General features: G+C 37.9%; 18 protein-coding genes. 12 read left to right on the top strand and 6 right to left on the bottom strand.

The window, feature by feature from the left end:
* The first annotated feature begins 65 nt into the window (after positions 1–65).
* Together KO495_RS09895 and KO495_RS09890 are read left to right on the top strand one after the other, a co-directional pair.
* Complete coding sequence (locus KO495_RS09895; protein ID WP_215980240.1) at positions 66–893, top strand: undecaprenyl-diphosphate phosphatase; 828 nt, start codon at positions 66–68, stop codon at positions 891–893.
* Between the two features lie 87 nt (positions 894–980).
* Positions 981–1,853 carry a tetratricopeptide repeat protein gene (locus KO495_RS09890; protein ID WP_354668381.1) on the top strand — a complete coding sequence of 291 codons (873 nt, stop codon included), beginning with the start codon at positions 981–983 and terminating at the stop codon, positions 1,851–1,853.
* 405 nt (positions 1,854–2,258) lie between these two features.
* Here the strand turns inward: KO495_RS09890 and zapE are convergent, their stop codons facing one another.
* Positions 2,259–3,374 carry a cell division protein ZapE gene (zapE, locus tag KO495_RS09885; RefSeq protein ID WP_215980239.1) on the bottom strand — a complete coding sequence of 372 codons (1,116 nt, stop codon included), beginning with the start codon at positions 3,372–3,374 and terminating at the stop codon, positions 2,259–2,261.
* Positions 3,375–3,622: 248 nt separating this feature from the next.
* Here zapE and KO495_RS09880 point away from each other — a divergent pair, with 248 nt between their 5' ends.
* The 3 genes from KO495_RS09880 to KO495_RS09870 all read left to right on the top strand — a co-directional run bounded on the left by KO495_RS09880 (position 3,623) and on the right by KO495_RS09870 (position 6,745).
* Positions 3,623–4,078 (top strand): DUF1043 family protein, encoded by a 456-nt coding sequence (locus tag KO495_RS09880; protein ID WP_215980238.1) that lies wholly within the window; start codon positions 3,623–3,625, stop codon positions 4,076–4,078.
* A gap of 110 nt (positions 4,079–4,188) precedes the next feature.
* Positions 4,189–5,544 (top strand): Do family serine endopeptidase, encoded by a 1,356-nt coding sequence (locus KO495_RS09875; RefSeq protein ID WP_215980237.1) that lies wholly within the window; start codon positions 4,189–4,191, stop codon positions 5,542–5,544.
* A 130-nt stretch (positions 5,545–5,674) separates the two neighbouring features.
* Positions 5,675–6,745: a trypsin-like peptidase domain-containing protein gene (locus KO495_RS09870; RefSeq protein WP_215980236.1), complete on the top strand. Its 1,071-nt coding sequence runs from the start codon at positions 5,675–5,677 to the stop codon at positions 6,743–6,745.
* A gap of 72 nt (positions 6,746–6,817) precedes the next feature.
* On the opposite strand, the gene KO495_RS09865 is transcribed toward KO495_RS09870, so the two are convergent.
* From KO495_RS09865 to ccoG, 3 genes are all read right to left on the bottom strand, one after another.
* On the bottom strand, positions 6,818–7,465 hold the full coding sequence (locus KO495_RS09865) for a thiol:disulfide interchange protein DsbA/DsbL (protein WP_215980235.1): 648 nt from the start codon (positions 7,463–7,465) through the stop codon (positions 6,818–6,820).
* A gap of 163 nt (positions 7,466–7,628) precedes the next feature.
* The gene (locus tag KO495_RS09860; RefSeq protein WP_215980234.1) at positions 7,629–8,606 is read right to left on the bottom strand and encodes a serine/threonine protein kinase; all 978 of its coding nucleotides are present in this window, start codon (positions 8,604–8,606) and stop codon (positions 7,629–7,631) included.
* Complete coding sequence (gene ccoG / locus KO495_RS09855; RefSeq protein ID WP_215980233.1) at positions 8,606–10,072, bottom strand: cytochrome c oxidase accessory protein CcoG; 1,467 nt, start codon at positions 10,070–10,072, stop codon at positions 8,606–8,608. The genes KO495_RS09860 and ccoG overlap by 1 nt, the downstream gene beginning before the upstream one ends.
* Positions 10,073–10,208: 136 nt before the next feature.
* Here ccoG and KO495_RS09850 point away from each other — a divergent pair, with 136 nt between their 5' ends.
* The gene (locus KO495_RS09850) at positions 10,209–10,565 is read left to right on the top strand and encodes a hypothetical protein (protein WP_215980232.1); all 357 of its coding nucleotides are present in this window, start codon (positions 10,209–10,211) and stop codon (positions 10,563–10,565) included.
* 88 nt (positions 10,566–10,653) lie between these two features.
* Here the strand turns inward: KO495_RS09850 and KO495_RS09845 are convergent, their stop codons facing one another.
* Together KO495_RS09845 and hutG are read right to left on the bottom strand one after the other, a co-directional pair.
* Positions 10,654–12,048, bottom strand: coding sequence for a formimidoylglutamate deiminase (locus KO495_RS09845; RefSeq protein ID WP_215980231.1), 1,395 nt, complete (start codon positions 12,046–12,048; stop codon positions 10,654–10,656).
* Between the two features lie 23 nt (positions 12,049–12,071).
* Positions 12,072–12,854 carry an N-formylglutamate deformylase gene (gene hutG / locus KO495_RS09840; protein ID WP_215980230.1) on the bottom strand — a complete coding sequence of 261 codons (783 nt, stop codon included), beginning with the start codon at positions 12,852–12,854 and terminating at the stop codon, positions 12,072–12,074.
* Positions 12,855–13,191: 337 nt separating this feature from the next.
* On the opposite strand from hutG, the gene KO495_RS09835 reads away from it, so the two are divergent.
* From KO495_RS09835 to KO495_RS09810, 6 genes are all read left to right on the top strand, one after another.
* Positions 13,192–13,920, top strand: a complete 729-nt coding sequence (locus KO495_RS09835) for a glutathione peroxidase (protein WP_215980229.1) — start codon at positions 13,192–13,194, stop codon at positions 13,918–13,920.
* A gap of 75 nt (positions 13,921–13,995) precedes the next feature.
* Positions 13,996–14,223 carry a VF530 family protein gene (locus tag KO495_RS09830; protein ID WP_215980228.1) on the top strand — a complete coding sequence of 76 codons (228 nt, stop codon included), beginning with the start codon at positions 13,996–13,998 and terminating at the stop codon, positions 14,221–14,223.
* A gap of 140 nt (positions 14,224–14,363) precedes the next feature.
* Entirely contained in the window at positions 14,364–15,224 is an 861-nt protein-coding gene (gene purU, locus KO495_RS09825; RefSeq protein ID WP_215980227.1) for a formyltetrahydrofolate deformylase, read from the top strand.
* A 212-nt stretch (positions 15,225–15,436) separates the two neighbouring features.
* Complete coding sequence (locus KO495_RS09820; RefSeq protein WP_215980226.1) at positions 15,437–15,964, top strand: VOC family protein; 528 nt, start codon at positions 15,437–15,439, stop codon at positions 15,962–15,964.
* Between the two features lie 265 nt (positions 15,965–16,229).
* The gene (locus KO495_RS09815) at positions 16,230–17,210 is read left to right on the top strand and encodes a LysR substrate-binding domain-containing protein (RefSeq protein WP_215980225.1); all 981 of its coding nucleotides are present in this window, start codon (positions 16,230–16,232) and stop codon (positions 17,208–17,210) included.
* 39 nt (positions 17,211–17,249) lie between these two features.
* Positions 17,250–17,675 (top strand): secondary thiamine-phosphate synthase enzyme YjbQ, encoded by a 426-nt coding sequence (locus KO495_RS09810; RefSeq protein WP_215980224.1) that lies wholly within the window; start codon positions 17,250–17,252, stop codon positions 17,673–17,675.
* The last annotated feature ends 4 nt before the right edge of the window (positions 17,676–17,679 follow it).

Here is a 17,679-nt window from a genome sequence, read left to right as displayed (position 1 = left end):
ACTACATTTAATAAAAATTACCCCCCTATTTACCCAATCACCGAGTTAAAGGACAACGACGCTAAATGAGTACTTTAGAAATTATTATCTTAGCTTTACTACAAGGCTTAACTGAATTTTTACCTATTTCAAGTTCGGCACATTTAATATTGCCATCTCAAATTCTAGGCTGGCAAGATCAAGGGTTAGGCTTTGATGTTGCCGTACATGTTGGCAGTTTACTCGCCGTCGTGCTTTATTTTAGAAAAGAGGTTGGTGAAATGACCGTTGCTTGGTTAGGTACGGTTAATATAGGCCCCGCAGTCAATAGCAGCCAAGCAAGCTTCGATGGTAAATTAGCTTGGTGGATTATTCTAGCCACAGTACCTGCTGGCTTATTTGGTTTATTTGGCAAAGACTTTATTGAAGAGCATCTACGCTCTGCATTAGTTATTGCTGCAACCACATTACTGTTTGGCTTTTTATTAGGCTTTGCCGATGTAAAAGCCGGCCATAGAAAAGTACATAAACCACTCGAAAAATTAGGGTTAAAAGGCGCTATGTTAATTGGTTTAGCGCAAGCGGTTGCCCTTATTCCTGGCACATCACGATCAGGTATTACCATGACAATTGGTTTAATGCTTGGCTTAAGCCGTGATAACGCCGCACGCTTTTCATTTTTGCTCTCAATTCCAGCCATTGCCATGGCAGGTAGTTACCTTACTTTAAAATTAATACTTTCAGCAGAAGGTGTAGATTGGTATGCCATGGGGCTTGGCAGCTTACTCGCTTTTATTAGCGCTTATGCTTGTATACATTACTTTTTAATTCTAGTGAATAAAGTCGGCATGATGCCATTTGTTATTTATCGATTAATTTTAGGTGCTGGTTTATTGTGGTTTGTTTTAGCTTAATGACTAAACTTTTAACCGTGACTTCCCTTGAGAAATTGCTATATAGACGCATATAGAGACTAAACGAAACCATAAGTGGGATATACCGTGAATACAAATATGATTGAAATCACCCTAGAAAATTTTCAACAAGTTATTATTGATGAATCAAAAAACAAACTTGTGTTAGTTAGCTTTTGGGCTGAGCAAGTCCCTGAGAGTATTACGTTGCGCGATGCGCTTGCCACTAAAGTAGCCCCTTTTACAGATCATATCTTATTAGCAAGTGTTGACTGTCAAAGCCAAGGTCAAATTGCCCAGCAATTTGGTATTCAAGGTTTACCTACCGCTATTTTAGTGAAGGATAGCCAACCACTTGACGGGCTTTCTGGCCCTCAAGAAGAAACGACTATTGCGGCATTTTTAGATAAATACCTGCCTAAAGCTGAAGATTTATTACTACAACAGGCACAGACTTTTTTAATTGAAAATAAACTCGCTGATGCACTACAAGCCATAAGTCAGGCTTACCAAGAAAACAATGAACGTGCAGATATTAAATTAGTGCTCGCTGACGTTTTATTGCAAAGCGGTAAAAATGACGAAGCAAGAGCACTGCTTGATAGTATTTTAATGGCAGATCAAGACAGCTATTACAAAGCACTAATTGCCAAGCTTGAATTAGCTGACGAAGCCGCTAACTCGCCTGAAATACAAGCATTAGAAACACAGTTAAAAAATAACCCTGACGATGCTGTATTAACGCAACAACTTGCTGCTCAGTATAACCAAGTTAATCGTAATGAAGAGGCACTGGCACTACTGTTTAATTTAGTTCGTGCTGGTGGCACTATTAACGATGATGGCAGTAATTCAGCGGTAAAAAGCCGAGAGTTATTACTTGATATATTAAAGTCATTGCCCGATGGAGATTTACTTGCCACCAAATACCGTCGCAAACTTTATACCTTAATGTATTAAGCTATAAAGCACACACAAAGCCTTAATTGAATCAGTACAATTAAGGCTTTTTTATAGCTCAGTAATATTAGTTAACCTGAGCTCGGCTTAACAAATGTTTCTCTAGCAGCTATTTTTCCTAACTTCTTCGTTAAATTTACTTGCAATAGGCCAGCTATTGACGCGAAATTTACCTTGAATTAAGAAAAACTATCAAGCTAGAGATTCTGAAGAATAATTTTTGCTGATATTTCAATTTGTTAAATACTTCTTAAACCGAGTTCAGGTTACTTAATTTAAGCTCGGCTTAACAAATAAAAAGTGATTTTGTTGATATTTCAATTTGTAACCATATCTATTAAACCGTATATGGTTACATAAGCGGATGTACCCGCTAACCTGCTATGGCTATAAAGTGAAATAGCGTTAAGGTAAGTGCTCACTTGCTAAATAATCGTGAGATTGCATTTCTTGCAAGCGACTTAAACAACGTTTAAATTCAAAGGCTAAACGCCCACCACTGTATAACGCTTCTAATGCAACTTCGGCTGAGATAATAAGTTTAACGTGACGCTCGTAAAACTCATCAACCAAAGCAATAAAGCGCCTGGTACTATCGTCACTGTCAACGCCCATTTGTTTAACATTAGCTAATAATACCGTATGACATAATTGACTTATTTCCATATAGTCGCCTTGGCTACGGGCACTTTCACAAAGCACTGCAAAGTCAAAGTAAGCAATGCCATCACTTAGCATAACCGTCTCCAGTTCACGGTTATTAATTTCCATGCTCTGCCCAACAGTGGCATTCTCGCTAGAAAGTTGCTTAAAGTAATGTTGCAAATTTTTAGTCGCCTTATCATCTAACGGATAATGATAAATTTCGGCCTGTTCTAAAGTACGCAAACGGTAATCAACGCCACTATCAACATTAACCACCTCGGTATGTTCGTTAATCAAACGAATTGCAGGTAAAAAACGTTCTCGCTGTAAACCATTACGGTATAACTCGTCAGGAACAATATTTGAAGTTGCCACTAAAATTACGTTGTGCGCAAACAACTCTTCAAACAAACCGCCTAAAATCATCGCATCAGTAATATCTGAAACAAAAAATTCATCAAAACAAATGATCCGTGTTTCTTTTGAGAATTTTTTCGCGATAATTTTTAATGGATCAGACTGCCCTGAAAGCCCTTTTAGCTCTTGATGTACTCTGTGCATAAAGCGATGAAAATGCACACGCATTTTATTTTGAAAAGGTAGACAGTCAAAAAATGTATCAACTAAATAGGTTTTTCCTCGACCAACACCGCCATAAAAGTAAACCCCTTTGATAGGCTTAACTTCTGCTTTGCTGTAAATTTTTTTCCACTGACTCATGATTTTTTTAAAACCAGCCACTTCCACAGGCTTATTCTGCAAATCTTCAAATAAGCGCTGTAAATGCTTTACTGCATTTTCTTGTGCGGCATCAAAAAGAAAATCATCTTTAAGTAAATCTTGTTTATATTTATCAAGAGGTGAAAGTGGGATCATATAAAACCTATTTTTATGTAAAACTGATAATCTTTTCGCTTGAAATCGAAAATTTTGCCAAGATATCTTAAAAATACTCAGAGAAATAATGAGCAAATACGCTTGATAGTATTGTAAACTATCATAATACCAAGTCCATTAAATTAGTTCCCTGGTTGCATTAACTCGCAATTTACATACTAAAATACAGGGAATGGGTATAATGTTATTTTTTCACTCATTTTTCTAAAACAAGGTAAGGTACATTTATGAATGAACTCATCATTTTAGCCTCATTAGTTGCAGGTGGTATTATTGGTTTTTTTGCCAACCGTTTGCTTTCTTCATCAAGTAAAGAGCAACGTAAGTTAGTTGATCAAGCGACTAAAAGTGAAGCTGCATTAGAGCAATATAAATTAGACGTTGCCGACCATTTAGCCAACTCAGCAAAACTGTTAGAGCGAATGAATAGCACCTGCCAAACGGCTATGAAGCAAATGCATGAGAGTACACAGCTGTTACAACAAGCAACTCATGTTGATGTAGAAAATATGCCTTTTTTCTCGGTTGAAACACAGCAACAATTGGCACAAACGGCTAACTTAAGACACCCTAAAGGCGACAGTAAATCTCAAGAAGAAGTTACTGAAGCCCCGCTAGATTACTCAGGAAACCCGAGTGGTTTATTTGCAGATAATACACAAACTGTTACAACTGCAAAGTAGCGAAAACTGAACTAAAGCCTTTCTGCTTAGTCTATTTCAGGGTGTAATAACTAGGTTGCTGTTTGACCTAGTAATCATCCAGTTGTTAATTTTTCGGAGAACGCTTAATTATGAAAAAACTATCCCTTGCAATAAGTGCCGCTTTACTTTCTTCAACCATGGCACTTTCTAGTTTACCTGCCGTTGCCGCATGGCCAACCTCTGTAGATGGACAAACCATGCCAAGTTTGGCGCCAATGCTAGAACATGCCACACCGGCTGTTGTTAGCATATCCGTTAAAGGTACCCATAAAGTCAAACAGCAGAATGTACCAGAGGCTTTTCAATTTTTCTTTGGTAATCGTAACCCTAACCAAGCACAACAGCGCCCCTTTAGAGGTTTAGGCTCAGGGGTAATTATTGATAGCGATAAAGGCTACATTGTTACCAACAATCACGTTATTGAAAATGCTGATGAAATTCTTATTACACTTAAAGACGGTCGTCAGTTAACCGCTAAAAAACTCGGTAGTGATGCTGAAAGTGATATAGCATTATTACAAATTGAGGCCGATAAACTCAGTGAAATTAAGTTAGCTGACTCTGATGAATTACGTGTTGGCGATTTCACCGTTGCTATTGGTAGCCCATTTGGCTTAGGTCAAACCGTTACCTCGGGTATTGTCAGTGCGCTAGGTCGCAGCAATTTAAATATTGAAAACTTTGAAGATTTCATTCAAACCGATGCGGCTATTAATAGTGGTAATTCAGGTGGCGCTTTAGTGAACTTACGCGGTGAACTTATTGGTATAAATACCGCTATTTTAGGCCCAGGTGGTGGTAATGTTGGTATTGGCTTTGCCATTCCAAGTAATATGATGAACAACCTAGTTCAGCAAATTATTGAGTTTGGTGAAGTACGCCGCGGTATTTTAGGGGTTGCTGGGCGTAGTGTTAATAATGACATTGCGCAAGCAATGGAACTTAAAAGCAGCCAAGGTAGCTTTGTTGAACAAGTTGTTCCTGGCTCAGCAGCTGATGAAGCTGGTATAAAAGCAGGTGATGTTATTGTTGAGCTTAACGGTAAAAATATACGTACCTTCTTTGAGTTACGCGCAAAAATAAGCTCAATCGGCGCTAATAAAAAGGTTAAATTAACCGTTATTCGTGATGGTGATAAGAAAACCTTTACCGTGAAATTAAAACAATCTGAAGGCAGTAATATTGCAGCAGAGAGTATTCACCGTATGCTCGAAGGTGCAAAACTTGAAAATGATAAAAACAACAAAGGTATTATCATTGAAGAGGTAGCGCAAGGCTCTCCTGCACAAATGGCAGGGTTAAAGTCAGGAGATTTAATCACAGGTATTAACCGTAGCCGTATTAAAAATATTGCGCAATTACGTGATTATCTAAAAGACAAGGATGGGGTTTTAGCGTTAAATATCATTCGTGATAACCATGCCCAATATTTAATGATTCGCTAAGTTGAAAACGCCGATAATTATCGGTAGCAATAAATTAGAAAAGCCGATTATGATGACCATACAGGTCAAGTAATCGGTTTTTTTTGTGTTACACTTCTGACATTAATCACTCACTAAAAAGAGTTGTACTTTGAAATTATTTTCGTTATTAAAATATATACTTAGCGGTATTAGTTATGGTGTAGCATTAGCTGTATTGTTATTAATACTATTTCCTAGTATTGCACCAGGTCTACATAGTAGTGCTTTTATCAGCACATTTTTTAAAAGTGATAATAGCGAGCAAGCTCCCTTATCTTTTGCAAAAGCGGTAAGTATCGCTAGCCCTTCTGTGGTTAACATTTACTCTGAAAAGATAGAGGTTAACCCAAGGTACGGTAGGCAAGCGCGTAAAAGCACCCGCTTAGGCTCTGGTGTTATTATGGATGCAAGAGGCTTTATTTTAACTAACCTACATGTTATTCAGCAGGCTGATCTTATTAAAGTTGTTCTACAAGACGGACAACTATTACCTGCGGAACTCATTGGCTTTGATCAACATACCGATTTAGCTGTATTGCGCGTAAACGCCGACAACTTACCCGTTATAGCGCAAAAGCCTAATCAAAGTTCACTCGCGGGAGATATCGTTTTAGCTATCGGCAACCCACTAAATCTAGGTCAAACCGTTACTCAAGGTATTATTAGCGCCACAGGGCGAAATGGCTTAAGTAACACCAGCTATTTAGAGTTTTTACAAATGGATGCTGCTATTAATGAAGGTAACTCAGGTGGTGCGTTAATTAACAGCAACGGCATACTGGTTGGCATTAACTCACGTAAATTTACTCAATCTGATCCTCAACTTAATATTCAAGGGATTTTCTTTGCTGTTCCTTATCAACTCGCTTATAAAGTAATGCGTCAGATTATTGAAAACGGTAAAGTGGTACGAGGTTGGTTAGGCATTTCTGTTGATAATTACCGCGTAGATATTGGTGGCTTTGTTATTGGCGAAGTGATTGAAAATGGCCCTGCAGATATTGCTAACATCAAAGCTGGTGATATTGTTTATCAAATAGGCAATCAACCTATTCATAGCATTAACCAAGCCTTAGATATTATTGCAGAAACTCCACCTAATACCGACTTAGTGTTTAAGATTTACCGTCATAGTAAAGCAATAGAAGTTGTAGTGACCATTTTAGAATTTAAAGGCTAAATTAAGAGTATAAAAAAAGCGCGATAGTATCGCGCTTTTATAGGTCATACATTTACCTAAGTAACTTAACTATTAATCTAATGTTAAAAGGTGCTTAACAAGGTTCTTATAGTCTTCTTGAAAGTTACTAGTATCTAATTCTTTAGGGTTAACACGGTATTTACCATTAACGATAATAGTAGGCACGCCAGTTAACGCACGTTTAGCGCTCATATTTTCTTGTTTTTTCTTTAATAAGTTAGTTTGGCTATTAACACTAAAACTTTTCATTAACTTATCAAACTTTTCACCATCGGCGCCATTAAGCACAAATATATTGCGTACGTCTTTTTCAGAAGTAATAACAGCACGCTGTACATGAATATAATTAAACAGCGCACCAATAAGTTTATCGGTATTATCAAATTGTTCAGCAACAACAGTCGCCTTAGTTAATATTTGTTGAATTTTAGGGCTCGCACCAGGTAAAAAATCGACATGATTACGTTCGAACGTAGTACCGTCTGGCAAGCTCTTTTTTAAGTCATGCATAAATGGTTCAAATTTAAAGCAATGTCCACAATATACCGAGAAGTATTCACGTACTTCTTTTTTAGTTGAGATAGTTTCATTAACTTTCGTATATTGCTTGCCTTCAGTATATTGCTCTGCACAAGCAGTAATTGAAACAGCAAACAATGGTACTAATAGTGCTAAAAACGGTTTGAAAAATTTATTCATTTTACTTCCTAAGGATTCTTTAATGTAATCTATGTTAGTTTATTGTCTTAATTTTATATTACTAACTCTGTTTTTTTGCCTGCCGCAAAGCTTTTATCAAACTATACTCTCAAGGCTTATTTACTAAGGTTTGCCTCCCAATAAAACTTATGAGTATAACGGATTAAAAGTTTTGTAAGCTTAACGGTGGCTGTTGTAATGCCGACATTTGTTCTTTAAGCATTAATATTTGCTGCTCCCAATATTTCTCGGTATTAAACCAAGGAAAATTTTGTGGAAAAGCAGGATCTGACCAGCGTTTACATAACCATGCCATATAATTAACCACACGCATAGTACGTAGTGATTCTATCAAAAGTAACTCACTATTATCAAACGTAAAGAACTCTTCATAACCCATTAATAGGGTATCAAGTTGTAACAATTTATCTTGTCGGTCACCCGAGAGCATCATCCACAAGTCTTGAATGGCAGGACCCGTTCGACAATCGTCTAAATCAACAAAGTGTGGTCCTTCGTCACGCCACAAAATATTACCTGCATGGCAGTCACCATGTAGCCTAATTTGATTACGTGGTTGATACTGCTCAGTCGCAACAGTAATCACTTGATCTAAAATAGTAAAAAATGGTTTTACTAAGCCTTGGCTAACAAAACCCGAACTCGCTATTTGTTCACGAGCCCCAAGCAGCATTTCATCACAAGTAAAACTTGGTCGGTGTACAAATGGTTTTTGCGCTGACACTGCGTGAATTCGCCCTACAAAGCGACCCATCCATTCAAGCTGGTCTAAGTTATCAACTTCAAATATGCGACCGCCTCGACAAGGGAATACCGCAAAATGATAACCTTGGTATTCAAACAAGCTTTTACCGTTAACTTTAAGTGGCGCAACAATCGGTAATTCAGCTTCAGCCAACTCAAATGAAAAGTCATGCTCTTCATGTATTTGCGCTAGCTGCCAACGCTGAGGTCGATAAAATTTAGTGACGTATTTAACTAAGTTATCATCATGAAATTGATAAACACGATTTTCATAGCTATTTAACGCCAACAAACCACTATCAACCGTAAACCCTGCGCTTTCTAAACCGTCAATAATCAAATCAGGTGATAGTGACTCAAAACTAAATACTGCCATTAACGTTTATTGAAGAAGCGACTTTCTTGCGCAACCTTCACCTCAGAGTCGGTATTTATTTGTTCTACGGTAAAAGTAATATCTGTCATGTAACCTTTTAAATCATAAGGGTCAACTGAAATACTAATTGGCAAAGTAGATGCGGTTGCTGCTTTAACCGTAATTTCTTGTGCTCCATGCCATTGAGTATTTTCTATCCCGCTGACCGACAACTTATAAGTGTTATCGGTTTGTGACATGTTTAATATTTTCAAGGTGAAAACATTTTCAATTTCACCATTAAAGTTTTCTTTGGCTAGCTCTGTTCTATCACGAATAATGTCTAATGATAGCGGCACACGGTTAACCACTTCTAAAATCAGCATGCTACTCATAATCACCAGTAACAAGCCATAGCCAATTAACTTGCCGCGTACTACATGTACCTTCTTATGCTTCAACTCATGCTCGGTGGTATAACGAATAAGCCCTCGAGCATAATTCATTTTATCCATAACACCATTACACGCATCAACACATGCACCACAATTAATACACTCGTACTGCAAACCATTACGAATATCTATACCGGTAGGGCAAACCTCAACACACAAGTTACAATCAATACAATCACCTAAGCCCAGCGCTTTAGGGTCTTCTTTGCGCCCGCGTGCACCTCGGCCTTCACCACGCTCTGCGTCATAAGAAACCGTTACTGTGTCTTTATCAAACATTGCTGATTGAAAACGCGCATAAGGACACATGTGTAAACAAACTGTTTCTCTCATCCAGCCTGCATTACCGTATGTTGCCAACGCGAAAAAGGCGAGCACACCTGCCATCCCCAAAGAAGTATTAAAAGTGAAGGTATCAATAAACAACGATTGCATTGGAGAAAAGTAGCCGGCAAAGGTCATTGCGGTTAATAGCGAGAAAAATAGCCAAGCACTATGCTTTAAAGCTTTTCTGATAAACTTATTCGCATTCATTTTTTGCTTATCAAGCTTTCTACGCTGATTAGCTGTGCCCTCTATTTTTTCTTCAAACCAAATAAAAATGAAGGTCCATACGGTTTGCGGACACATATAGCCACACCAAACTCGCCCTAAAAAGGTAGTAACAAAAAACAGTAAAAAGGCACTAAAAATGAAAATCCACGCTAAAAGCGTCAAATCTTGTGGCCATAATGTTAAGCCCCACAAGGTAAAGCGCTGCTCTGTAATATCAAACAGTACCGCTTGTTGCCCGTTATATTGCAACCACGGAATAATCGCAAACACCGCAAAAAAGATTATATTCATGCGCTGTCTTAGTTTTTGAAAGAAGCCCGAGACTTTACGGACATAAATTTGGTCACCCGGCTTGTAACGATCTTTGCCCGTATTTTTTTGCCCGTGTATTTTAATATTTTTAACTGGAATATGCTGTGATACAGCATTATCTTTGCTCTTATTTGACGATGAGGATGATTGGTCGTTTGCTCTCACGATAAATCCTTGATAAATGAGTGATACACTTTGTTTTAGTGCTTTTATTGACTAGGCAGTCGTAACAGGAAATTAATTGCCCTAAATCACTGAATTAATATAACATAATAACTTACTCAATATTATAAGACATTGTATGAAAAAATTATTGATCTTAATCGTCGCCATTGCGATTTATTTGCACTTTTATCCTAACGCTGAAGTGACTAATTTTTATAACCAAAAAAAGGAATATTTATTAGATCAGTTTGCTGAGCTTAGCGATACCAAAGTCCGCTTAAAGGCTGAGAAAATATATACAGACCTAGAGCCTAAGATGACCGCTTATTCTCCAGAAGAGATAGCGCAAGTAAAGTCTATTACCTCTTCTCGTGCAAATGTTAAGGAGTTTTATCATAATATTTGCCAAACAGAGACGCGTGATATCGTGCTACATCTCAAACATCAAAAACAAGTTTGCCAAGTAATTTCTAACTATACCAATATGTTTTAGTGTTATGCATTATCAAAAAAACCTTAACAAATGTAATTTGGTTAAGGCTTTTGACATAAATTTTTATGTTAACTCGTATGTAAAAAAACTAGTGTTTTGAAAGGCGTGCTAACAGCTGAGAAAAATCATCAGCACTCTCTAGCTCTTGTTTATGCGAAGTATCACGTATTACCCAGCGGCCATTTACCATAACATCACAAACGGGGCTTTGCTGGCTTGCAAAAATAACACTATCAAGTAAGTGTTTATTATCATGAGCAAACAATTGCGTTTTACGACCATCTAGCACGACTAAATCAGCTTGCATCCCGACAGCTAAAAGGCCTGTATTAGCATTGGTACTTTGAGCGCCACCTTGTGCTGCACGCTGCCATAAATTTTGACCTACCGAGGCTTGCTCGTTATTCGCTAAAATAGCACGTTGTTGTTTAATTAAGCGCTGTGCATATTCTAACCAACGTAACTCTTCAATGGGGTTAACTGAAATATGGCTATCAGAGCCTATCGCAAAGGTGCCTTGCTCGGCTAAAAATTCAGTCGTTGGGAAAATACCATCGCCCAAATTTGCTTCTGTGGTAGGGCAAATCCCCGCAATAGCTTTAGTTGCAATAATACCTTTTCGCTCATCTTCATTAATATGCGTTGCGTGGATTAAACACCAATGTTGATCAAGTGAGGCGTTATCAAGTAGCCACTGTACTGGACGTTTCCCATAATGCGCTAAGCAATCATCAACTTCTTTTTGCTGTTCACTAATGTGAATATGAATAGGCGCTTTGGCATCTAAAGCACGCACATGCTGAACAGCTTCAGTTAACGACTGTTTATCAACCGCTCGTAATGAGTGTGGCGCAATACCAACGTTCGTATTAGCGTACTGCTCACTTAAGACAAAACACTCAGTCACTAATTGATTAAACTGCTCGGTAGAATTAATAAAACGTTTTTGGCCATCGTTAGCTGCTTGAGCGCCAAAACCGCTGTATTGATATAACACCGGCAGCATGGTTAATCCAATACCAGACTCGCTTGCCGCTTTAAATATTGATTCAGCCATAGTACTTAAGCCAGAGCTATTAGCTAAATTACTAGTATTTTCATAGCAACTGCCATCAATTTCATGATGAAGATAGTGAAACTCAGCAACACGGGTATAGCCCATTTTAAGCATTTCTATATAAAGCTGTTTAGCGATCACTTTAGCGTCATGCTCAGTTAGCTGCGCTAAAAATTGATACATAATTTTTCGCCAAGTCCAAAAACTATCTTGTCCTTCGCTGCCCTGCTCGCTAAAACCAGCAAATGCTCGCTGAAATGCATGAGAGTGACAGTTAACCATACCGGGGATAACAGCCCCTTTGGCAACTTCGGCCCCTTCAACAAAACCTGCCTCAATAGCAGTGATTATACCGTTTTCAATGGTAAGGGTTTGCTGCTCTGCCCAACCCCCCTGTAACAAAATATTGTCTGCGTATAATTTCATTATTATCTTCTATATCTAAAGGTTTACTTGGCAAAGTTAGCCAAGCATTTAACAAAGTTCGCTAATTTAAGCTTTACCTGAGTAGCCTTCTCTTCATTATAATGATCACTTGGCTCGTCCATATAAGTATGTTGCGACAGCTCTAACTGAATAGCGTGAATATTATTAGCCGGGTCGCCATAAGCTCTAGTTATATAGCCCCCTTTAAAGCGACCATTAACAACACTGGTGTATGGTGACAAATCAAGCTGTTGAATTTTTTCAATAAGATCATCACTACAGCTTTTACCATCAGCATTACCAAAGTTAAAATCTGGTAGCTGCCCTTCAAAAAAGCGAGGCACGTGAGACAAAATAGAGTGGGCATCCAATAAAACTACTTTGCCGAACTCTTGTTTCATTTCAGCTAAGGTTGTAGCTATTGCTTGATGATAAGGTTGCCAATATTGCTCAATTCTGCGACTTATTTCAGCTTCACTTGGTGTTTGTTGCGGTAAATATAACGGGCTATTATCAAAGGCTGTGGTTGGGCACAGTTCGGTACTGTTGGCACCAGGGTATAAATTAACACCGGAAATATCTCTATTTAAGTCAATAACATAACGACTATATTTAGGTTTAATAATACTAATCCCTAACTCAAGAGCAAAGTCATAGAGTTTGTCCATATACCAGTCAGTATCAGGAACCTGCTTTGCAGTTTCGGTCATAGTGTTCGCTATTTCACTAGCAATTGCCTGGCCATTATGTGGCATGCTAATTAACATGCCAATGCTACCCTTATCTATTGTGTAACTTGAATTCATCGGTGCCACCAAATTGTATATACAACTTTAATATCGCTAATTTATCACGCAGTAGTGCTTACTAGCAAACCCTTAATACTTATTTATCGCTGCTACAAGTATCTTATTCTTTATAGCGTACTAAACTAAGCTAGCCACTATGAGTAAAGACAACAATTGAAGACAAAAAACATTATCGGCTTGGTCTATGTGTTGAATAAAATATTAAACCGCTCATCAATAGGTAAAACCTATCGTAATGAATGGTATTTACAATTTTATATTTAACTTGAATATCAACATAATAGTCCCAAGTTAATTATTAGAGTTAACATTTTAAACCACCTTGGAGCACACTATGTTTAAAGATATGACAGGTCAAAAAGTACCATCGGTTACCTTTCCAATAAGAGCAGAAGATGATTGGAGCCAACGTGACAGCAAGGAAATTTTCTCAGGTAAAACCGTTATTGTTTTCTCATTGCCTGGCGCATTCACGCCAACATGCTCATCTTCTCATTTACCTCGTTACAACGAATTAGCCCCTAAGTTTTTTGAAAACGGTATTGATGAAATCGTTTGTGTATCAGTAAACGACACGTTTGTTATGAACGCTTGGGCAAGTGACCAACACGCTAACAACATTAGCTTTATTCCTGATGGTAATGGTGACTTTACTGACGGCATGGGCTTATTAGTTGACAAAAAAGCCATTGGTTTTGGTAAGCGCAGCTGGCGTTATGCAATGCTAGTAAAAGATGGCGTTGTTGAAAAAATGTTTATTGAGCCAGACTTACCAGGCGACCCGTTTGAAGTGTCTGATGCTGATACTATGCTTAACTTTATTAACCCTGAGGCATTACCAAAAGCTAACGTAGCCATGTTTACTAAGCCAGGTTGTTCATACTGCACTAAAGCTAAAGCGTTATTAGCTGAGCAAGGTTTAAGTTATGAAGAGCTAGTACTCGGCGAAAACACATCACTTTCTGCGATGCGCGCTATTAGTAACGGTGACACTACGCCGCAAATATTTATTGATGGGAAGCACATTGGCGGCCATGATGAATTAGTTAAACACTTTGCCTAAGCAAAGTTGATAAAACTCTAAACACAATAGTGGTATACTCACCCTATTGTGTTTTATTTTTTAAAGTTTCTCATCATGGATAACCAACCTTATAACCCACTACATGGCATTACCTTAAAAGCCATAGTTACCGACCTAGAAGCCTACTTTGGTTTTGAAGCGCTCGGTAAAGAAATTAAAATTAAATGCTTCACTGACAACCCGAGCATTAACTCAAGCTTAAAGTTTTTACGCAAAACACCATGGGCACGTGAAAAAGTTGAACAACTTTATATCAAAAATAAACATAAGCTATCTCAATAACACGTTTTAATAAAAATAACTAAGCGCTTTCACTATAACGTTTGTTTAGCTACTTATAGCAATAAGGGCTATGAAAACGCTAGTAATCCCTTTAAAAATATCTAATGATGAAACTATAAAATTTTATCTTTAGGTTATTTATGTCTGGTATTACCCATTATATTTTAACATTGCAGTGTCCTGATAATACGGGCGTTTTAGCACAAGTCTCGCAAAGCCTATTTGCTCACGGCGCTTTTATTACCGAAACATCACAGTACAGCGACCCGTATACTGAAACTTTTTTCTCGCGCATTGCTTTTGATGACAGAAATTTAAACGTATCTAGCCAAGAGTTTTTGCAAGCAATGGACGAGTTAGCTAAACCCTTAACCATGCAATACCAACTAAGAAAGCGTGAAGATTTCCCCAATATATTAGTGGCAGTATCAAAAGATGATCACTGTTTAGTATCACTATTAACCAAGTGGAAGTCAGGTGCTCTGCCAGTTAATATTGTAGGAGTGGTTTCTAATCACCAAACCTGTGAGTCATTAAGTCAGTGGCATGACGTGCCTTTTTATTACTTACCGGTCACCCCAGACACTAAAGCCGCACAAGAAGCGCAAATATTAGCGTTAATGAAAGAGAAAAATGTCGACTTATTAGTACTCGCCCGTTATATGCAAATTTTATCTGATGATTTATGCCAGCAGCTACAAGGGCATGCTATTAATATTCATCATTCATTCTTGCCAAGCTTTAAAGGCGCACGTCCTTACCATCAAGCACACGCACGAGGCGTAAAAGTTATTGGTGCTACTGCACATTACGTGACCGCAAACCTTGATGAAGGACCTATTATTGCTCAAGAAGTTAAACCAATTAACCACACATTCACCATAAACCAAATGGTGCACATGGGTCACGATTTAGAGGCAACCGCCCTAAGCCATGCGGTGCGCATGCACGCAGAATTACGTGTTTGTTTAAACGGTGATAAAACGGTTATTTTGGCTTAAACAGCAGCTACTCTATTTATCGGTTTTTATCAGCATAACTCCTCTTCTTATGTTGATAAAAGCTACACTGTAATAATTTCTATACACGCGTCAACTCACAGTAACGCCAGTCAACTTATTAAATATCGTCAACATTAGCCCCCCGATTAAATTTATGATTAAAATTAGCTTAACTATTTATCTAACGATCTTTAAATAAAGAAGTCCTGCTTATGATTAACATTGAAAAAATTCATCACGTTGCATATCGATGTAAAGATGCGAAAGTAACAACCAACTGGTACAAAGACATGTTAAACATGGACTTAGTATTAGCAATTGCTGAAAACGAGGTGCCTTCAACCAAAGCCCCTGATCCTTACATGCATATTTTTTTAGATGCAGGTAACGAAAACGTACTCGCTTTTTTTGAACTACCTAATTCCCCAGAAATGGATCGTGACCAAAATACACCAGCATGGGTACAACACATTGCCTTACGTGTAAGTAATGTTGAAGCGTTAGTTTCAGCAAGAGATGAACTCGTCAGCAAAGGCGTTGATGTGTTAGGTCCCGTTAATCACGGCGTATTTAAATCTATTTATTTCTTCGACCCTAATGGTCACCGTTTAGAGCTAGCCGCTGATATTGGTACCCCTGAGCAATACCAGCAATTAAATAAAGTAGCACAAGACATGATAGAAGAGTGGTCTGTCACTAAGCGTGCTCCACAACACGCTGCTTGGTTACACGAGTCATAGATAACAAAGCGATAACAAAGCGATAACAAAGCGATAACAAAGCGATAACAAAGCGATAACAGAATAGCCTTCACGAAAATAAACAAAAGCGAGCTCATAAGCTCGCTTTTTTCGTTTTAAGACCTACCTAGATGATAAATAGCCATGAGAACAACTAAACATCAAAAAACATATAGACGTCTAGACACCTAAGTGGTTATACTTTAGAAAAGCGATAGGAAAAACAGCCGCAAATAATTCAACAGGAAGTTGAAAGGAGTTAACCATGTTCGAAATTAAACATTTAAAAACCATGGCAGCACTTGCCGATACCGGGAATCTTCGTAAAGCTGCCGACAAATTATTTAGCAGTCAATCGGCTTTATCACATCAAATTAAAGACTTAGAGAGCCGTTTAAGCTCGCCACTATTTATTCGCAACAGTTCGCCAATAGAGTTTACTGAAACAGGTAAAGTATTACTCGCTTTAGCAACTGACATTCTCCCAAAAATAGAACAGACCAAGCAACAATTAAAAGCACCAAGTAAACAAAAACAGAGCTTACGCTTAGCCGTTGCCTGTCATGCGTGTTTTCAGTGGTTATTGCCAGTAATTAATAACTTTTCACCAAGCAATACTAACAATATTACTGACGATTCAGCCTATAACAATTCGTACAACATTGAGTTTATTGATGAAAACTTTCCACGCATAACCACTCAATCTTCAACTAAAATGTCTTCATCTATTTCCCATCAACAAGAAAACGATCAAAGTGTCGATATTTTATTTACCGATGAAAGACACAATGATGATACTTTTGTGTATCATGAAATAGGCCAGTTTGAGGTAGTAGCAGTATCGTCAAAACAGCAACAACTAAACCCACAGCATAGCTACTTAAACGCACAAGATTTTCAGCAACTCACTCTATTAACCTACCCTTTACCGATAACAGAGTTAGATATTTTCAAACTCTTTTTAACCCCAGCAAAGGTTACGCCAGCAAAAGTAAAGCAAGTGAATAATAGTCATATTATGCTACAAATGGTGGCAGCAAATATGGGCGTTGCCACATTGCCTGATTGGTTAGTAAGTAGCCAAGCTCAGCAATCACTACTACAAGGCTATCGTTTAGGTGAACATGGGGTATTTAAAACCTTGTATGCTCGCTATCAAGTAAATAACTCACAAGTAACTATAATAGAACAACTTATTCCGCAAGCGATGCAAGCTTTTGCTCAGTTATATGCAAATAATGAGTAATGCATTAATAAATAGCTAAAAAGGAGCTAGGAAATAACTATGTGGTATCAAACACAAATAACCTTAAAAGCACGAAAACGTGGCTTCCATTTAGTAACTGATGAAATTATCAGAAGTTTACCCGAACTCAGGCAAGTAGAATGTGGCATTTTACACTTATTTATTAAGCACTCTTCAGCCTCGTTAACTATCAACGAAAATGCAGACCCAACAGTGCGTAGCGATATGGAAGCGCATTTTAATCATTTTGTACCCGAGCGTGCTGCCTATTATCAACATACCTATGAAGGTGACGATGATATGCCTGCTCATATAAAAGCCAGTACATTAGGCTGTAGTTTAACAATACCTATTAGCCAAGGGGTTTTGAATATGGGAATTTGGCAAGGGATCTATTTAGGTGAACATAGAGATTACGGCGGCAGTAGAACCATTGTCGCGACAATTAATGGCAACATTTCATAGTTTA

This window comes from Colwellia sp. D2M02, assembly GCF_018860755.1.
In the GTDB taxonomy this organism is placed as follows: domain Bacteria; phylum Pseudomonadota; class Gammaproteobacteria; order Enterobacterales; family Alteromonadaceae; genus Colwellia; species Colwellia asteriadis.
Note: the sequence above shows the minus strand (reverse complement) of the source record. Positions and strands in the feature narration are given on the sequence as shown.